This is a genomic window from Lutibacter sp. A80, assembly GCF_022429645.1.
GTDB lineage: Bacteria > Bacteroidota > Bacteroidia > Flavobacteriales > Flavobacteriaceae > Lutibacter.
In genome coordinates, this window is record NZ_CP092480.1 from 3019045 (window position 1) to 3038180 (window position 19136).

Annotated in this window: 19 protein-coding genes and 1 tRNA gene; 16 read left to right on the plus strand and 4 right to left on the minus strand. The window is 28.4% G+C overall.

What is annotated here, in order from left to right; translation table 11 throughout:
- Positions 1 to 9 precede the first annotated feature (9 nt).
- From MHL31_RS12455 to MHL31_RS12465, 3 genes are all read left to right on the plus strand, one after another.
- Positions 10 to 996 (plus strand): kelch repeat-containing protein, encoded by a 987-nt coding sequence (locus MHL31_RS12455; RefSeq protein ID WP_240226278.1) that lies wholly within the window; start codon positions 10 to 12, stop codon positions 994 to 996.
- A 341-nt stretch (positions 997 to 1337) separates the two neighbouring features.
- A complete protein-coding gene (locus MHL31_RS12460) occupies positions 1338 to 2207 on the plus strand; it encodes a sensor histidine kinase (RefSeq protein ID WP_240226279.1) in 870 nt (289 codons plus the stop codon).
- Positions 2204 to 2923 carry a LytR/AlgR family response regulator transcription factor gene (locus MHL31_RS12465; protein WP_371824122.1) on the plus strand — a complete coding sequence of 240 codons (720 nt, stop codon included), beginning with the start codon at positions 2204 to 2206 and terminating at the stop codon, positions 2921 to 2923. Before MHL31_RS12460 ends, MHL31_RS12465 begins: the two co-directional genes overlap by 4 nt.
- Positions 2924 to 2999: 76 nt before the next feature.
- Here MHL31_RS12465 and der read toward each other — a convergent pair whose 3' ends face one another.
- The gene (der, locus tag MHL31_RS12470) at positions 3000 to 4301 is read right to left on the minus strand and encodes a ribosome biogenesis GTPase Der (protein WP_240226280.1); all 1302 of its coding nucleotides are present in this window, start codon (positions 4299 to 4301) and stop codon (positions 3000 to 3002) included.
- 123 nt (positions 4302 to 4424) lie between these two features.
- Here der and MHL31_RS12475 point away from each other — a divergent pair, with 123 nt between their 5' ends.
- On the plus strand, positions 4425 to 4931 hold the full coding sequence (locus tag MHL31_RS12475) for a GTP-binding protein (protein WP_240226281.1): 507 nt from the start codon (positions 4425 to 4427) through the stop codon (positions 4929 to 4931).
- 78 nt (positions 4932 to 5009) lie between these two features.
- Here MHL31_RS12475 and MHL31_RS12480 read toward each other — a convergent pair whose 3' ends face one another.
- Positions 5010 to 5897: a CPBP family intramembrane glutamic endopeptidase gene (locus MHL31_RS12480; RefSeq protein WP_240226282.1), complete on the minus strand. Its 888-nt coding sequence runs from the start codon at positions 5895 to 5897 to the stop codon at positions 5010 to 5012.
- A gap of 46 nt (positions 5898 to 5943) precedes the next feature.
- Positions 5944 to 6825: a GTPase Era gene (gene era / locus MHL31_RS12485; protein ID WP_240226283.1), complete on the minus strand. Its 882-nt coding sequence runs from the start codon at positions 6823 to 6825 to the stop codon at positions 5944 to 5946.
- A gap of 96 nt (positions 6826 to 6921) precedes the next feature.
- Here era and MHL31_RS12490 point away from each other — a divergent pair.
- The 3 genes from MHL31_RS12490 (at position 6922) to MHL31_RS12500 (ending at position 9315) form a co-directional block, all read left to right on the plus strand.
- A tRNA-Met gene (locus MHL31_RS12490) sits at positions 6922 to 6994 on the plus strand.
- Between the two features lie 149 nt (positions 6995 to 7143).
- Entirely contained in the window at positions 7144 to 8352 is a 1209-nt protein-coding gene (locus MHL31_RS12495; RefSeq protein ID WP_240226284.1) for a site-specific integrase, read from the plus strand.
- A gap of 246 nt (positions 8353 to 8598) precedes the next feature.
- Positions 8599 to 9315 (plus strand): hypothetical protein, encoded by a 717-nt coding sequence (locus MHL31_RS12500; RefSeq protein ID WP_240226285.1) that lies wholly within the window; start codon positions 8599 to 8601, stop codon positions 9313 to 9315.
- 151 nt (positions 9316 to 9466) lie between these two features.
- On the opposite strand, the gene MHL31_RS12505 is transcribed toward MHL31_RS12500, so the two are convergent.
- The gene (locus MHL31_RS12505; RefSeq protein WP_240226286.1) at positions 9467 to 9697 is read right to left on the minus strand and encodes a helix-turn-helix domain-containing protein; all 231 of its coding nucleotides are present in this window, start codon (positions 9695 to 9697) and stop codon (positions 9467 to 9469) included.
- 92 nt (positions 9698 to 9789) lie between these two features.
- Between MHL31_RS12505 and MHL31_RS12510 the strand changes: the two genes are divergently transcribed.
- The 9 genes from MHL31_RS12510 to MHL31_RS12550 all read left to right on the plus strand — a co-directional run bounded on the left by MHL31_RS12510 (position 9790) and on the right by MHL31_RS12550 (position 19134).
- On the plus strand, positions 9790 to 10131 hold the full coding sequence (locus MHL31_RS12510; protein ID WP_240226287.1) for a hypothetical protein: 342 nt from the start codon (positions 9790 to 9792) through the stop codon (positions 10129 to 10131).
- 4 nt (positions 10132 to 10135) lie between these two features.
- Entirely contained in the window at positions 10136 to 10882 is a 747-nt protein-coding gene (locus MHL31_RS12515) for a hypothetical protein (protein WP_240226288.1), read from the plus strand.
- 8 nt (positions 10883 to 10890) lie between these two features.
- A complete protein-coding gene (locus MHL31_RS12520) occupies positions 10891 to 11379 on the plus strand; it encodes a hypothetical protein (protein ID WP_240226289.1) in 489 nt (162 codons plus the stop codon).
- Between the two features lie 5 nt (positions 11380 to 11384).
- The gene (locus MHL31_RS12525) at positions 11385 to 11795 is read left to right on the plus strand and encodes a hypothetical protein (protein WP_240226290.1); all 411 of its coding nucleotides are present in this window, start codon (positions 11385 to 11387) and stop codon (positions 11793 to 11795) included.
- Between the two features lie 130 nt (positions 11796 to 11925).
- Positions 11926 to 13437 (plus strand): class I SAM-dependent DNA methyltransferase, encoded by a 1512-nt coding sequence (locus MHL31_RS12530; RefSeq protein WP_240226291.1) that lies wholly within the window; start codon positions 11926 to 11928, stop codon positions 13435 to 13437.
- Positions 13434 to 14633, plus strand: a complete 1200-nt coding sequence (locus MHL31_RS12535) for a restriction endonuclease subunit S (protein ID WP_240226292.1) — start codon at positions 13434 to 13436, stop codon at positions 14631 to 14633. The genes MHL31_RS12530 and MHL31_RS12535 overlap by 4 nt, the downstream gene beginning before the upstream one ends.
- Positions 14634 to 14642: 9 nt before the next feature.
- Positions 14643 to 15416 (plus strand): abortive infection family protein, encoded by a 774-nt coding sequence (locus MHL31_RS12540; protein ID WP_240226293.1) that lies wholly within the window; start codon positions 14643 to 14645, stop codon positions 15414 to 15416.
- A 10-nt stretch (positions 15417 to 15426) separates the two neighbouring features.
- Positions 15427 to 16806 (plus strand): HEPN domain-containing protein, encoded by a 1380-nt coding sequence (locus MHL31_RS12545; protein WP_240226294.1) that lies wholly within the window; start codon positions 15427 to 15429, stop codon positions 16804 to 16806.
- Positions 16807 to 16890: 84 nt separating this feature from the next.
- Positions 16891 to 19134, plus strand: coding sequence for a DUF262 domain-containing protein (locus MHL31_RS12550; protein WP_240226295.1), 2244 nt, complete (start codon positions 16891 to 16893; stop codon positions 19132 to 19134).
- Positions 19135 to 19136: the final 2 nt, after the last annotated feature.

Consider the following 19136-nt stretch of genomic DNA (forward strand, 5'->3'; position numbering starts at 1 on the left):
AAGAAGATTATGATTACAAAAAAAATGTATTTAAAATGTTTAACAATTTTAATTGCCGTAATAAGCATTTCTTGTTCATCAGATGATGATACAGAATATGGTAACTGGGTGGAAAGTTCATCGTTTGATGGAACCGCAAGAGGGAATTCTGTTTCATTTGTAATAGGTGATAAAGGATATGTAGTAACAGGTTATGATGGAGAGGACTACTTAAGTGATCTTTGGGAATATAACAAAAATGGAGATTATTGGGTGCAATTAGCAGATTTTCCTGGTGTTGCTCGTAGTGGTGCTGTTGGTTTTGAATTAAATGGAAAAGGATATATAGGTACTGGTTATGATGGAGAAGATAAACTAAATGATTTTTGGTGTTACGATCCAGCTACAAATACTTGGGAACAAAAAGCAGATTTTATGGGTACTGCTAGATATGGTGCCGTTGGTTTTTCAGTTGGTAATAAAGGGTACATTGGTACAGGATATGATGGAAGTGAATTAAAAGACTTTTATGAGTATGATGATGTTTCAAACACTTGGACACAATCTGTTGGTTTTGGTGGTAATAAACGTAAAGATGCCTTAGTTTTTGTGATTAATGATAATGCTTATTTAGCATCAGGATTAAGAAATGGAGCTTATGAAAATGATTTTTATGTTTTTAATGGGGCTTCAAAATCTTGGAACAGATTAACAGATTTAGATGATGAAGATGCGGATTATAGCGTATTACTTTCTAGTGGTGTATCTTTTACTTTAGATGGTTTAGGTTATATTGCAACAGGAGAATCTTCTGGAATTACTAAAAATTTATGGGTGTACGAACCTTCTTCAGATACTTGGGACGAACAACCAGATTTTGAAGGTACTGCAAGACAAGATGCTGTTTCATTTAGTTTTTCAGATAAAGCATTTGTATTAATGGGTAGAAGTGGTAGTTATTACTTTGATGATAACTGGGAATATAGACCATTAGAAGAAGTTGACGAAGACGACTAAAATATAGGTTTGATTTTAGAAGGGTTATACACTTAATAAGGTATAACCCTTCATTTTATCAAAAAAATAATTTTAACATGTTATTACAATTTTAAAACCTGCCAAAATAATTTTTAAAAAGTAAATTTGTTTCTTATTTAATTCTATTGAAAATTTATTTTAAAAATATTAACCCAATTATTATCCATGTATTATCTTGGATGCTTATTGTCTTAATAAGTATATTGGCTTTTTATAATAGATTTCAAGAGTTCCCACTAGAATATCAATTCTATTTTAGAACACTTTTAGATATTCTAATATTCTATTTAAATTATAGTTTTTTGGTACCGAAATTATTATTGAATAAAAAAATTCTATTATATATAGTTGTATCAATAACATTTATTTTTCTGTTAAGTTATTTAAAAGATGTGCTAATTCCTCCAAGAAATTTTAATCCAGAAATGTTGATTAATGAGGAAGGAATTACAATGTCACGACCTAATAGGGTTGGAAGATTAAGACCTAATAGGAGTATTTTTATGGGTGTTCAAATTTTATTTGGTGTGCTTTTATTTGCTGTTGGAGCAAGTGTTAAACTTGTATCGGAATGGTATAAAAATGAAAAACAAAAAGCATTAATTGAGACTCAAAAAATTAATACAGAACTTTCCTTTTTAAAAGCACAAATTAACCCTCATTTTTTATTCAATTCATTAAATAGTATTTATTCATTAGCTAATAAAAAGTCAGATTTTACAACTGATGCAATTATAACGTTATCTGAATTAATGAGGTATATGTTATACGAGACAGATAGAGAATATGTATCTTTAAAAAAAGAAATTGATTATATAAAAAATTATATAGCACTTCAAAATCTTAGATTAAAAGATTCTAGTGGTGTTAGATTTAATGCCCGAGGTAATTTAGATCACTATATTGAGCCATTATTATTAATTTCATTTATTGAAAATGCGTTTAAATATGGTACAGATTATACGGGTAAAACAAATATTAATATTCAAATTTCTATTGAGGATCAAAAGCTTATTTTAACTAGCACTAATTATATTTCTATAAACGAAAAAAATAAAGATAGCTCTGGAATAGGCCTACAAAATATAAGAGCTAGGTTAAACTTATTATATCCTAATACACATTCTTTAAAAATTAAAGAATCAGAAAAATTATACAGCCTAGAATTAGTACTAAATCTTAAAAAATGATGAATTGTTTAATTATAGATGATGAGCCTTTGGCTGTAGAATTGTTAGAAGATTTTGTATCTAAAGTTCCATTTTTAAAGTTAGTTGCTACTTGTTCAAATGGTATTGAAGCAATTTCAGTTGTTAAAGGGAATAATATAGATTTAATTTTTACGGATATTGAAATGCCCGATTTTTCTGGAATTGAATTTATAAAAGCATTAGATGTAAAACCGTTATTTATTTTTACAACTGCGTATTCGCATTATGCAATTGAAGGTTTTAATTTAAATGCTGTAGATTACTTAGTAAAGCCAATTCCATTTCATAGGTTTTTAACAGCTGTAAATAGAGCTCAGGAAATATTTTTAATGAAAAATAAAGATACCGTTAAAGTGGTGCAACCAGCTGCTTCTAAAGAAACTCTTGATTTTATTTTTGTTAAAGCCGATTACGAAAACATTAAATTAAACTTAGATGATATAAAATATATCGAAGGGTTAAAAGATTACATTAAAATATTTTCAAATTCACATAAGCCAATTTTAACCTTAAGTAGTTTTAAAAAAATTGAAGAAAAATTACCAGTAAATTTATTTGTTAGAGTGCATAGATCGTATATAGTATCTTTAAAATATATACATTCTGTTCAACGAAATAGAATTTTAATTGATGATGTAAGAATTCCTATAGGGAATAATTATAAAGATGATTTTATAAAACGAATAGGAGGGTAATTTATAAATAACTTTATAAAACTTTTTCACTCCTGTTTTCACAGGAATGAAAAGTATTTATGATGTTTTAAACAGTTTATTTTTGTCTAAAATAAATTATAATTGGTACACCTTCAAAGTCGAATAATTCGCGTAACTTATTTTCAACAAAGCGTTTGTATGGTTCTCTAATATACTGCGGTAAATTACAGAAAAACACAAATTGAGGTGTTGGTGTTGGTAATTGCATACAGTATTTAATTTTTACAAACTTGCCTTTATAAGCAGGAGGTGAATATTGTTTAACAATTTCTAACATAGTATCGTTTAGTTTACTAGTTGGAATTCGTTTTTTTCTATTCTCAAAAACTTCAACAGCTGTTTCAATAGCTTTAAAAATACGTTGTTTTGTTAGAGTACTAATAAAAATAATTGGAACGTCTGTAAACGGTGCAATTTCACGTCTTACTTGCGCTTCAAAATCGCGCATGGTATTAGTTTCTTTTTCAATAAGATCCCATTTGTTAACTAAAATTATAATTCCTTTTTTGTTTTTTTCAGCCAACCAAAAAATATTCTCATCTTGCCCTTCAAAACCACGTGTAGCATCTAAAACTAAAATTGCAACATCGCAATGTTCTATAGCTCTAACGGCTCTCATTACCGTATAAAATTCTAAATCTTCTTTTACTTTAGATTTTTTTCTAATACCAGCAGTATCTACTAGATTAAAATCAAATCCAAAACGGTTGTATTTTGTGTCTATAGCATCTCTTGTTGTACCTGCAATGTCTGTAACAACAAATCTATCTTGACCAATTAACGCGTTTATAAATGATGATTTTCCTGCATTTGGTCTACCAACAACTGCAAATCTTGGTAATTCATCATCTTCTTCAGGTGCATCTTCTAGTTTTTCAGCCAAAGCATCAAGTAATTCGCCAGTTCCACTTCCGTTAATAGAAGAAATTGTAAAGTAATCTCCTAACCCAAGATTGTAAAACTCTACAGCATCAGCATCTCTCATAGCATTGTCAACTTTGTTAACAGCCATTAATATTGGTTTTTTTACTTTACGTAAAATTTTAGCAACCTCACTATCCATAGGTGTTATACCTAGCTCTACATCTACAACAAATACAATAATATCAGCTTCTTCAATAGCTAACTGTACTTGTTTTCTAATTTCTTCTTCAAAAATATCATCAGAACCCACAGCATAACCACCGGTATCAATTACAGAAAATTCTTTTCCGTTCCAGTCGCTTTTTCCGTAATGTCTATCACGTGTTACACCACTTACAGAATCTACAATAGCTTCTCTACGTTGTACTAAACGATTAAATAAAGTTGATTTTCCAACATTAGGTCTTCCTACAATGGCTACAATATTGCTCATAAAATTCGTATTGAAATTTTTTGCAAAACTAAGCAATTTAAATTTGAAATTTAAAGTATTATGAATTCAAAATTAGACATTTAATTAATTTTACTATATTTCAAATCTCAACCGACCAAACATATGGAAGTACAAATAAATAGTGAGATTCATTTACGACCTAGATTTAAAATGAATTTTACTGAAAGTCAAGATGTTTTAATTTCAAGATTTAAGAAGGAATTAAATGGTAAAGATTGTAAATATTGTAGTAAAATTGTTGATGGACATATAGTAATTGATGTGCCTATTGACGAAAATCATTTTTGGTCACCACAATTAAATATTGAAATTGAAAAAAATGATTCAGAAGAAACTATTGTAAAAGGTTTGTTTGGACCAAAACCACAACTTTGGACATTATTTATGTTTTTTCATTTTGCTATGGCCGTTGCTTTTATTGGTTTTTCTATTATGGCATACGTGCAATGGACTTTAAAAGAAGATTATTCAACTGCTTTAATAGTAGTAGTTGCATTGCCTATTCTATGGGTTACAATGTATGTTTTAGGAAGAATTGGAAGGAGAAAAGGACATAAACAAATGGATGAATTATATAAGTTTATGATGAAAACATTAGAAAAAAATTAGTTTAAAAGTGTACCTGTTAAATTAAATAAGTTGCACTATAACAGCTAAAAGTGTTTTGTTGGTTAGAGCGTATAAATGTTATTTGAAATGCTTTTTTAGTTCGGTTGAAATAATAGATTCAGGGGTGTTTAAGTCCGTTTTGTTAATAAAGCGGATATTTATTCTTTTTGTTTTTTTAAGTAAAACGGTATCCGTTAAATTTAGCAGGTTTGCCACTTCTTTTACTGTAGTATTGTTCCCAATAATAGAATCTATTGTAGTTTCAGTTTTATATATTTCTAATTCTATTGGTTTGTTTAAACCCAGTTCTAGTTTATTTATTTCAAGTATATAATCTGGAGTATTTTTTTTTGTTAATAATGTGGTGTTTAAAAATAATAAAAGCACTGAGAAAACAATTAAATTGTAGAGTCCATGCATTAAAACTCCCCAAAAAAAGCCAAGTTTAAGTCTAATATAACCTAATGTAACACCTCCAATAAGTTGTGGTAAAATAATAAACGGAGCTAAAATATAAAAGAGTGTGTTTGTATTGCTAAAATTAGAAAGGTGCATTAAGCCAAATAAAAGTGCTGCTATATAAAATATTTTTTTAAAATGTTTGTCCCAAAATATTTTTGCTTTATTATTTGTAAATGCATCAATAAATTGGAATACAAAATTGCGATCGTAGTTTAAAAATAAACGAAATATGAACTCTTCAATTAACGGTACAATTAAAGCGGCTAATATTAAAATTAAGTACGCAGGTTTGTTAGAAAAAAGATCTTCTATTGGCTCAGATTTTAATTCAAACAAATAGGTGTCAATAATAGAAGTTATTCCAGAAGCAATAGTTACCAATATAAAATCTAACAATAAAATAGAAAATAAGATGTTCCATTTTTGCTTTAATGAAAGCGTTTTGTTGAATTTTTCTTGTGGGTTTTTTAAAAATTTAAAAAAGTTTATCGCAATTTTTTCCATTGAGGTTTAAAAAGTTTGAATTTATAATAAGTTTTTTGGCTAAAGCTTATTCATTATATCCAAAACGCCTTAATTGTTGTTTATTACTTCTCCAGTTTTTATTGACTTTTACATACAATTCTAAATGTATTTTTTTACCAAAAAATTGTTCTAAATCTTTTCTAGCTTCAGTTCCAACACGTTTTAAAGCAGAGCCTTTATGGCCAATAATTATTCCTTTTTGTGTTTCGCGTTCTACCATTATTACCGAACGAATTTTAATTATTTTATCACTTTCAAAAAACTCTTCGGTGGCAACTTCAACAGCATACGGAATTTCTTTTTTGTAGTGTAGTAATATTTTTTCACGGATAGCTTCGTTTATAAAAAAGCGTTCGGGTTTGTCTGTTAATTGATCTTTTGGGTAAAAAGCTGGTGATTCAGGTAGTAATTCAATAATTCTGTTAAATACGCCTTCTACATTAAATTTCTCTAAAGCAGAAATTAGAGTTACTTCAGCATTTGGTACTTTTTCTTTCCAATACAATAATTTTTCTTCAACTTGTTCTTGAGACGAGGTGTCTATTTTATTTATTAATAAAAGTACAGGTATTTTAGAGTTTGTTATTTTATTGAAAAAAGCTTTATCTTTTAAATCTTTTTCACCAATTTCAACCATATAAATTAGAACATCAGCATCTTCAAAGGCAGATTTTACAAAATCCATCATAGATTCTTGTAATTCGTAAGCAGGTTTTATAATTCCTGGTGTATCAGAAAAGAGGATTTGAAAATCGTCACCATTAACAATTCCAAGTATTCTATGTCGAGTTGTTTGTGCTTTAGAGGTGATTATAGATAGTTTTTCACCCACAAGTGCATTCATTAACGTTGATTTCCCAACATTTGGATTTCCTATAATATTTACAAAACCGGCTTTATGCTTCATTTTCAGTGTTTAAGTTGCAAAGGTAAAACTAAATTAGTTTTTAATTATAAAATGTGTTTGTTTTTTTGAAAAAAGATGTATATTTGCAGTCCAAATCGCGGGGTAGAGCAGTAGGTAGCTCGTCGGGCTCATAACCCGAAGGTCGCTGGTTCGAGTCCAGTCCCCGCTACTAAGCAAGCTTCATAGAAATATGAAGCTTTTTTTATGCCCTAAAATAGGGGTTTCTCAAATTTTACTTTTCCAAAATACCTTCAATTAGGCATACAATTAGGTGTACCACTTTTTATTTTAGGTGTACCATAAATAAAAAATAAAATTATGGAAATTAATAAATTATCTACACTATTCCTCCTGCAAAAAGTTAGGTTGAATAAACAAGGGAAATGCCCTGTTAGATGTAGAATTACATATTTAAAAAAACGTAGAGAGTTTTCAGTAGGACTTTTTGTAAACCCTGAACTATGGAATAGCAAAAAGCAGAAAATAGAATCTGTACATAAAGAACATAAATTACTAAACACCCAATTGAGCCTGATAAAGAATAATCTGAATCAGGCTTTTTTATTGCTCCAAATTAACAAACAAAACTTTGATGTAAATGATATTTTCTTACAGTACAAAGGAGAAAATATAACTGATAATAAAACTTTAATGGAAATATTTGATTTACATAATGAAAAGATGAAAAATTTAATTGGTGTGAGTTATGCAAAAAGTACTTTTAGTAAGTTTATCGAAGCTAAAAAGCACGTTTTATCATTTTTAAAGTTTCAGTACAAAAAGAATGATATTTTGTTATCTACTTTAAAATTGAAGTTTTTAAATGATTTTGATTATTACTTGAAATCTGAAAAGAATCAAAAGCAGATTACTATAAATAAAAGTATACAGAGATTACGTAAAATAATTAAACTTGCATTAGCAGAAGGATATTTAGTAACTGACCCATTTATACTTTACAAGCCAAAGAGAGTTGTTAAAAACGTGGTATTTCTAAGTACGGAAGAATTGAAAGCATTAGAAAGTCATAAGTTTGCACAAGCTAGATTACAAGAAGTTAGAGACTGGTTTGTGTTTAGTTGTTATACTGGTTTAGCTTACAATGAAATAAAAAAACTAAGAAAACAGCATATTGTAAAAGGCTTTGATGGTGAATTATGGATTGAGATGAAACGTGAGAAAACACAGAAAAATATTAGTATACCATTATTACCAAAAGCCAGGATTATGATTGATAAATATAACGTTGTTAGTTCTAATATGGTATTTGATGTATGCAGCAACCAAAAGTATAATTCATATTTAAAAGAAATAGCTATAGTAGTTGGGATTAATAAGAAGTTAAGTACGCATATAGCTAGAAAAACATTTGCATCTACAGTATTATTATACAATGATGTTCCTATTGAGATTGTAAGCGAATTATTAGGGCATAGCAGTATTAGAGTTACTCAAGAAAGTTATGGAAAAGTAGTTCAAAAGAAAGTTAGTGAGCAAATGTTAAAATTGAATAATAAGTTAAATTAATTTATTAAATTTGAGTTGTAGGTTATTTTTCCTACATCTTTTTCATAGCAATTTACCACCTCCTTTATGGGGGTGGTTTTTTTATATAATTTAATGTCTAATACGGGTTTCCGTAAAGTAATGCTGTATAAATAAATTAATTTTGATAAATGAGTTTTTGTTATTTCAAATGCCTTTAAATCTTATAGGTGTGTAATTATAATAGCAATGACCTTCAATAATTTTATTTAATCTTAAATTAAAAAAATGAAAAAATTAATTATTTTATTAGCCATTCCATTTATTATAAGTTGTTCATCTACTAAAACCATAAAATTTTCTCAAAAAGCAGATGATATTGTAACTACCCAATCTTTAAAGGAGTTTTTAATTAATAATAAAACGCCAAAAGTAGTTTTAAGGGTTCCTAGAAGTACTTATTCAGTAACAGACTCAGAGAAAAATGAAAATATCCAAGTTGAAAATAAAGATTATTTATATGGTGCTATTGAAAATCAATTGCTTGCCTCTGGATTTATTGTGAGAGATAGACAATTATTTAATCAAATAATTGGAAATGATGAAAACAACATTGATTATAAAAAACTTAAGGAGAAATCTGATACTGACCTTATAATTGAATTGACAAAATTAGATACTAAAATAATTTATGAGACTAATAATTACTATGATAAAAAGAATAAATTAAAGGTGGAAAACTATGGAACACACAAAGAATATGGTGCTTCTGTAGAATTTAAAATTGTTCTAATTAATTCTAATGAATTTGCAGGTGTTTATAAATTCAATTACACCCCTTGTGTAGATGGATGCATTATTTCAAAATCTTTAAAAGACATTCAAAAAGAAATGAGATTATATAAAAAGAAAGGTGTAACTCCATACGAAGGAGTTGAAAAAAATATAATGGAAGATTTTATTAAAAATGCTACTTTTCAGCTTGTAACTGAAATGCGTAAATAACTTATAATACAAAACTATTTAAATACTAAAATTTCTAAAGAAGATTTATTTAAGTAATAAATTTTAGCATTTAAGAATAATAGTTATAAAAAACTTGGCATCTTGGAAACTGTCATAATGCCAAGTTTTTATTACATAAATTAATTGTGGTTTAAAAATCAAAAAGGTCTTTTAGTTCAACTTCTAATGCAGTACTCAAAATAACCATAGTTTTTAAGGTTGTGTTTGTTCTCCCATTTTCAATTCTGGAGATACTCGTTTTCTCTAAATTACAATAGGAAGCTAAATCTAATTGCGACATACCTTTTGTGTGTCTAATTTTCTTTAACTGTAAACCAAACTTTTTTTGATACTCAACAATATTTTCTGAAGCTGTTGACATTAATGTCAATATTACTTCTTAAATTAGCGTGTAGAGTAAACATATATGTCAATAATAAATAAAAAAATTTAACCTAAAACCAAAAGAATGTTATGAAATACGATGATTTTTATCAAACTTATTATGAGCAATATTTACGTGAATTTGGTGAACGTAAAGTTCGAAAAGTTACTACTATTATTAATAACTCAAAGCATACAAGAAATCTACTAAACCAATGTTTTTTGAAAAAGATTTCACCTAATGCAACAGATTTAAGGCAAAATGTTTTAAGTAATTTTAAGTTAGCTTTTGCTAATAAGGCTACAGAAATATTTGCTATGTCATTATTGTTAAAGAAATTTAATGATGAAGTTAACATTGATGACTGCATTATTTCACAAGGACAAGTGATACAGGTTTTTAGTGAGTTCAATAGTACATTTAAATATTAGACTTATGGATACTTTAAAAGTAATATTAATTGTTTTTTTAACAGTAATTATTACGGTTTTTATATTAGGACAACTAATAGGTGTTGATGCTGGTGCATTTACAATTGTTATTGCTTTAGCAATTTTACTTTCAGTATTTATAGGTGTAGCTTATTTCGTTATGTACTCTACACATAAAGCAGAGGATAAAATAAAAGCACTTAAAGAAACAAGAAAATTAAATAAGAAAGAGTTATGGAAGGATGTAGATAAACTTAAAGAAGAATCAAAAAATAATACAATAGAATCTGAGAATACAATAATTTGGAAGGATGTAATCAAATTTGAAGGAACTCCTGAAAAAATGAAAGATGTAATAAAGGATTTTTTTGTCGCAGATAATATTGATTTTTATAAATACGCTGAAAATGAGAAAGCTAATGAATTGAGTAAAGGAAGAGGTTTGTCAGGTTGGGAAATGTTTAATAGGTTGTCAGCAGAGCCAAAGCCAGATATAAATTGCACACCTACATTTAGAAAACATTTTGCCGATGATTTTTTAAAACGTAGCCCTTCAGTTCCAGAATGGTTTTATATAGCATATCCAGATGTTGAGGTATGGATTCATAAAAGAGCAAAAATTGTAGAATCAGAAATTATATCTAACCCTGGCAAGTATTTAACAAATGGTATGCCTAATAATAATGCCCTTCGTCTTATTATTGAAAAGTATAAAACAATAGTAAATCTAAAATTAGAATGCGAGGTTTAAATAAATATATGGTTGCATTAAAAGTATTTACAATTTTACTTTTATTTAGTATTTCAGAATTAACCTATTCCCAAAACCCTGATGATAAATCAGATTTTCTAAAATCCAACAAGTTACTATATACATCATTTCAAAAATTTTACACAGATTCTATTCGCCAGGATGGATTAGATGAATGGGGAGAACCTTATTTCAAAAAAATAGACCAAATAAATGGAGTTCATTATTTCGATTATAACAACAATGGTTTAGAAGATGCTTTAGTTGAATTTTCAGTTAGAAATTCAGATGGTGGAACTTGGTATATGTTAGTAGCTGTGTTGTTTGAAAATGTAGATAAGCAATATATTTATAAAGCTCATTTTAAACCTGAAAACCTGTTATTTAAAAAGTACCAGCAACCATTTTTCATTCTTTCTGGCAGAGTAAACAGGTTTCAAGATGAAACTACAACTAAAAAATATAAATTATTAAACAATAAATTTGTTGAATACTAAAGTTTATGAAACCCAGTTTTAAAGAGTTAGAAGCAATAAAATTAGCTGAACACTATTATAATAAAAATGATAAAAGCTTTAAAAAGAAGTATCTATTTCTAAAGTTTAAATTCAAAAGTTATAATGTAGAAGCTAATAAAACACTTTCTAATTTATGGAACAGCTTTGGTTTAAAAAGTAGCACTAAATTTAAGTTTACTGATGATGAGAAATTGGAATGTATAAACAAATGGGTAAAAGTACTTTATAAGGTTGATTTTGATGCTACAGCAAATTATAATTGTAAACTAAAAGAATTTCAACAGGAGATGAAACATTATCATTCTGAAAACCCAGACACTCACGTAAGTTGGAATTTCCCATCACCTGAAAAATACATTAAAGAGTTAGAAGCCAAATTTGGTAACTACTCTTAACTTGTTGTAAAATAACTTGGCATCTTGGCTAAAGCCATAAAGCCAACTTTATTATAATAAAATTATGCTTATTGCTTAAATCTTTCTTAAATTTAACCTTCAAAATTGCACTAAAAATTAAACGACATAAATGGCAAAAAAGACAAATACTGCTAGTTTTGAACAACAACTATTCAAAGCAGCTGATAAATTACGTAAAAACATAGATGCAGCCGAATACAAGTATGTAGTATTAGGCTTGGTATTTATAAAATATATTTCAGAAAGTTTTAATGAACTCTATCAAAAACTAGAAGCTGACGAATGGTCTGACCCAGAAGATAGAGACGAATATTTAGCAGAAAATGTATTCTTTGTGCCACAAACAGCACGTTGGTCTCACATACATAACAATGCAAAGTTAGCTACTATTGGGCAAACTATAGACGAGGCTATGGAAGCTATAGAAAAGGAAAATGCAGAGCTTAAAAATGTGTTACCTAAAGTATACGGAAAAGCCAATTTAGACAAAGCTTCATTAGGGCAGTTAATAGATTTAATCTCCAATACGGAGTTACAAGTAGAAAATGAAAACTCTAAAGATTTATTTGGTAGAGTGTACGAGTACTTTCTAGGGGAATTTGCCAATGCAGAAGGTAAAAAAGGAGGGCAATTCTACACACCTAAAGCCATTGTAAAACTAATGGTTGAAATGATTGAACCTTACAAAGGGAGAGTGTATGACCCTGCTTGTGGTTCTGGTGGTATGTTTGTAATGAGTGAAAAATTTGTAACGGAACACCAAGGAAATATTAATGATATTACCATCTACGGACAAGAAAGCAACCAAACTACGTGGAAGCTATCTAAAATGAACCTAGCCATACGTAATGTAAACTCACAATTTGTAAGTTGGAATACAGAAGGCTCATTTTTAAAAGATGCGCATCCAGATTTAAAAGCAGATTTCATCCTGGCAAATCCACCATTTAACCAAAAAGATTGGGGAGTTGATAGGTTACAAGATGATGCACGTTGGAAATATGGTACACCTCCTTCTGGAAATGCCAACTATGGTTGGATGATGCATATGTTATACCATTTAGCTCCAAAAGGAGTTATGGCAACTGTATTAGCTAATGGTTCTTTAAGTTCTAACACTTCTGGTGAAGGTGTTATCCGTAAAAATTTAGTAGAACAAGATTTGGTAGAGTGTATTGTAGCCTTGCCAAAACAACTATTTTACAACACTGGTATACCAGCGTGTATTTGGTTTTTAAGACGTGAAAAAAGCAATCACAGTAAAGAAATTCTGTTTATAGATGCTTCTGAAATGGGATATATGAAGGATAGGACTCACCGAGATTTAGCTGAAGAAGATGTTAATTTAATAACTGAAACCTATCATAATTGGCGTAAAAGTGAAAATTATGAAGATGTAAAAGGCTTTTGTAAAGCTGCAACTCTAGAAGAAGTACAAAAACACAACCACGTATTAACACCTGGGCGTTATGTAGGTATTCCTGATGAAGAAGATGATGGTATTCCTTTTGAAACCAAAATGGCAGATTTAACCACTACTTTAAAAGAGCAAATGGAGAAAGAAGAAGCCTTGAATGAAGAAATTAAACAGCAACTTGCTAATATTGGACTGGAGTTATGATTGAATGGGAAAAAGTTTCTTTAGGTGAAGTTGCAAAAGTACAAACAGGACCTTTTGGAAGCCAACTTAAAAATGAACAATATGTGACTGGAGGAACTCCTGTAATTACAGTTGAGCACATTGATGATTTTAAAATTAAGGATTTTGATTATCCAAGTGTTACAAATGAAGATAGGGATAGATTGTCAAAATATTTATTAAAAGAAGGAGATATTGTTTTTACTCGTGTAGGTTCTGTTGAACTAAGTGCTTATGTTTCTAAAAATCAAGATGGATGGATGTTTTCATCTAGAATGCTATCAGTAAGACCAATAAAAAAAGTAGACTCTAAATATTTAAGTTATTTTTTTAGGCAACCTTCATTTAGAAAATACATTTTTAAAATTTCAGTTGGAGCTACGATGCCTTCAATAAATACTAGTATTTTAAAAAGTATTCCTATTTCATACCCACCACTCCCAGAACAAAAAGCTATAGCCAATGTATTAACAGCTTTTGATGATAAAATAGAGTTACTACAACAACAAAACCAAACATTAGAAAGCCTAGCACAAACTATTTTTAAAGAATGGTTTGGTAAATATCAAATAGGTGATGATTTACCTGAAGGTTGGAGAGTTGGGAAGATTGAAGATTTAACAATTAGGATGAGTTCTGGTGGGACACCTTCTACAAAAAGAAGTGATTTTTATGGAGATGAAATTTTTTGGTTTTCGACAAAAGAACTACAAGATAATTTTTTATTGGGTTGTGATAAAAAAATATCCCAATTAGGGTTAGATAATTCATCAGCTAAATTATTTCCAAAACATACTGTTTTGATGGCAATTTATGCAGCTCCTACGGTTGGTAGATTGGGTATCCTAACAAAAGAAGCTAGTTTTAATCAGGCAGCAGTTGGTTTAGTTGCTGATGAGTTGTTCGGTTTTGAATTTGTTTATCTGTTATTAAAGTCATTGAGAGTAGAGCTTAATAATTTATCTAATGGAGCTGCTCAACAAAATCTAAATGTAGGACTAGTTAAAAACTATAAAATTTCAATTCCCCCCAAAGTTTTATTGAAACAATTTAGAAGTGTAATAACACCTTTATTTAATAAAATGGAAATTAATACACAGCAAATCCAATCTTTAACCAAAACACGAGATACCTTATTGCCAAAATTAATGAGTGGGCAGGTGAGGGTTAAAATGTAGAAATAAGCTATGAAAATAATATCACCAAAATATAAGATGCAGTTAGTTCCAAAAGTTTTTGAGGCTATTAAATGTGAATGGGATAACAGTTATACAGATATGGAGATTTATCTTCGACATTGGCACGTTGTTTACCCAGAAAATGTAGATGGTATTGAAGAAAATTTTTATTTTCAAAACAATGAATTTGACTCTATTGATTTTAAACGTACACTTCATAGTATGCCAGATGATATTTTACTAAAAATAGCTATTGAAATGGGTGTGGATACACCAGGTTTTATTCCATCTTTTCCTACTTTTAAAAACGAGTTAAAGAGTCATTATTATACAGCTTATGAATCGTTTGAAAAAGCAGTAAAAAGTATTGAAGAAGACCCAGATTTAGCAGTGGGTATGGCAAACTCAACGCTTGAAAGTATTGTGAAACATATTTTAGAAGATAAAGCTTTTAATTCTAAACCTAAAGGTGGTTTGGAAACCCTTATGAAAGCTATTTTAAAAGAGTTTTCAATGTCTTCAAATGGGAAGGAAAAGGAGATTACAGAAATAAATAAAATAGCTAGTTCACTTATTAATGTTAGTCAAAACATCGAAGGTTTAAGAAGTAACAAAACTACTTTACACGGAAAAACAAAAGATGATTATGTGCTAAATGATTCTTTATATGCCTATTTTATTGTTAATAGCGTTACAACTGTTGGAATGTTTTTAAAGGATTTTTATGAAACTAAGTATAAGGTTAATATCGTAGAAGAAGAACCTGATGATTTACCATTTTAATTAGTAAAATATGAACATAGGTGAAACATATATTGGTAAATGGTGGCTTCCTTCAGAAGAAGAAAGCGAGTTTCAAGGTGTTTTAACAGTTGAATCTAACGGTGATTTTGTATTAAACTTTTTAAAGGATTCAACGTCAATTAATTTTGAAAAGAAATATAGAAATCAAACTGAATTTTCTGCGATTGTTGGTATAGCAAAAGAGAATAAAACAGGCAAAGAATTCAGCTTTAAATTATTGAATGCTTATATAACCTATAGCTCAATTAGTCGTTTATCAAATTTCAAGATAAAAACATATTCAGTTTTAAGGTCAAAAAGTAGTGAGTTTAGTACTGATTTGAAGTTTGATAAATTATCTTTAAGGACTGATCTAATTGATGATTGGTTTAATATATATGGATATGATTTTTCTATCCAGTACCAAAAAAAACAAAACTTTAAATTACAATATTTACAACCTGACCCAATTAAGCTTTACACTTCAAATGTTTTTGATATTGAAGCATTTTTTTCAGTTGGTCATAATTTAACTTTTGATTCAGAATTTACATCAAAACAATTAGTATTTCTCAATTTATATTTTCATAAACCTAAATCATTTGAAGAACTAAAAACAAATATTAGAAAAATACGAGATTTTTTTACATTAGCTAATGGAGCACCAATAAATATTCATAAAACTGTTTTTACAAAAGAGGTTGAAGGTAAAAAGAATCCTAATTTCAACTTTGATTTTTATCAAAAAAGTAGATTTAAAAATAAAATTCCAACATATTTACAAGCTAGAAGAATGTTAATTAATTATGATTTAATTAAAAACTCTTCACAAGATGTTTTTTTAAATTGGTTTGAAAAATATGATAAGTTGAAATTTTTAATGAATAATTATTTTGGTTCATTATATAATGAATATAAATATACTGAAGATAAATTTTTAGATTTTATATTTTCAATTGAGGTATACCATAGAGGTAAATATGGAGGTTTTAATTTTAAAAATGATGCATATTTAAAGATAAGAAGCAGAATTTTAAACTGTATTGATAATAGTAGTGATAAACAGTGGCTTGAAGCAAGGTTGAAAGATTATACTGAAAATACTTTACAGTCAAGGTTAAAGCATATTTTAGAGATTAACGAATTAAGTTTAGATGGGCTTATTGAAAATAAAGAAGAATTTTTAAAACAAGTTGTTGAAACTCGCCATTATCACGTGCATAGTTTTGTTAAGAACGAAGAGTTTGTAGTAAGGGATGTGGTTGTTTTAAGCCAAATTACTAGAAAATTAGGAATTATTATCCAAGCTGTTTTATTGAGTGAATTAGGTTTTGAACAAGATGTAATTAATAAAAGGCTTAAGAAAAATAGTCCAATTGATTTTAATTAAAAATGAGCCTCCTTAATTAAGCCAGAAAGTTTGAATACTTAGAACTTAATGAAAGGAAATATTAGGGTTAAAATGTAAAAAAATATGAAAAACGTACAAAAACCAGAAAAAATACATTTAGGAAAACTTATTAAAGAAATAGGCAAAGGGAGATTTGTAATACCCGATTTTCAACGTGAATTTGATTGGGAGCCTTGGGATGTTCGAGACCTTATAAAATCAATTTTTTCAGATTATTATATTGGAACTTTGTTACTTTGGGAAGGAAATAAAGAAACTTACAAAAAAATGGGCTGTGCTAATTTATATGCTTACAATAAAGAAGCAGACCCAGAATACATTGTATTAGATGGGCAACAACGTCTATCTGCGCTGCATTATGCATTTTTTCAACCAGATGTGAAATTTAGAAAAAGAAAAAGTAGAATTTATTATTTCTTAAAGGTAAATGAGTTTTTAAACGAGAATTATGAAGAAATGATATTTTACTACCAATCAACTAGGTATTATGATGATTTGGTTAATGATAGAGAGATGCAATTTGAAGAACATATTTTCAATTTTGGTATAATGCAAGAAGGTTCTTGGGAAATTGAAAATTGGATAAAAGGCTATAAGAATTATTGGGAAATTAAAGCTGAAGAGGAATTAGATGAAGAATTAAAAAGCGAGTATAATGTATACGTTAAAAATGCTAAAAATCTTAAGGATTCGTTTGAAGATATTTTAGATAATTACCAAGTAAGTTATATTTCTTTATCCAAAGAACTTGAACTTAACAAAGTATGTGACATATTTACACATATAAATTCAAAAGGAAAACCGTTAGATACCTTTGATTTGCTCAATTCTATCACTCGTAAAGAAGATATTTATCTTAAAGATATGTATAGAGAGGCTTCTAAAGAAATTGACGATATTAGTTTTCCAGGTTTTGAAATGAAAACTCAAATATTAATGGTAATGTCAATCTTAAAGCAAAATTATTGCAGTGCAAAATACTTATACTATCTAGTTCCAGGTGAGGTAAAGAAAATTAAAACTGGTGATGGGAAAATAGAGGAGCAGGTTTTAATTACATCAAAACAAGAGTTTATAAATTCTTGGGAAATTGCAGTAAATAGTATAGATAAAACATTAAAATCTTTAAAAAATCCAAGAGAATTTGGAGCCATAACTAGTAAATTTTTACCATATCCATCTATAATTCCAGCCTTGTCAGCTATAAAAACGTTTGTAAAAAATTCAGATTATGAAAATAAAGCTGATATTTCCAGAAAAATAAAAAAATGGTATTGGGCATCTATATTTTTAAAGAGGTATTCAAGTTCAGTTGAAACTTCTTCTGCAAAAGATTTTATAGATTTAAAAAAATGGTTTTCTAATGATGACCTAGAAATAGATTGTGTTTCAGAATTTATAGGTTCTTATAAAACATTAGACTTACAAAAAGAAGCGAATAGTGGTTCAGCTATTTACAGAGCTGTTTTTAATCTTATAATTATTAATGGAGCTAGAGATTGGGATTCAAATGAATTACCTGAATATGATGATTTAGATGACCATCATATTGTACCTAAAAGTTGGGGTAAAAAAATGGGGATACCTAAAGAAATTAATAGCATTTTAAATAGAGCTCCGCTTTCAGGAGACACCAATAGAAATGTTTTAAAAGACCAACTTCCAAATGTTTATCTAAAAAATATGCTTATTAAAAATGATGAGGCAAAAGTATATGAGGTATTAGCATCACATCTAATAAGTAAAAAAGCTGTTGAAATTTTATTAAGAGAGGATTTTACAGTTGAAGATTACTATGAGTTTTTATTAGAACGAAAAGAAACAATCATCAATCAAATAAGCAAATCTATAATTGATGATTCTATAGAGTTACCAGAAGATTTGCAATTAATAAATAATAAAGTCGAAGAAATTGAACTTTCTTTAAGAGAATTAATTATAAATACACTTAACATTACTACCACCACTAATGTTAAAGAATTAATACCCCCTCATATTTTAGAAAAAATAAATCAAAAATTAAAGCGTGAAAGAAAAAGGAATCCTGCATTAGTTGAAGAAAATATTGAATTTCCTTCTTATTGGCTGCAATTTTTAGATTTACAGGAATTGCTTCAAATTATTACTTCTAAAGTACATTGGGAAGTTTTTAAAAATCAGTTTGGAACTATAGAAAAACTTAACATAGAATTTAATGATATGGCAAATCTTCGTAATGCTTTAAGGCATTCAAGAGAGGTAGATAGAATTACTAAAATGAAAGGAGAGGCTTCTTTAATGTGGCTTCAACAACAGTTAAAAATTTAATT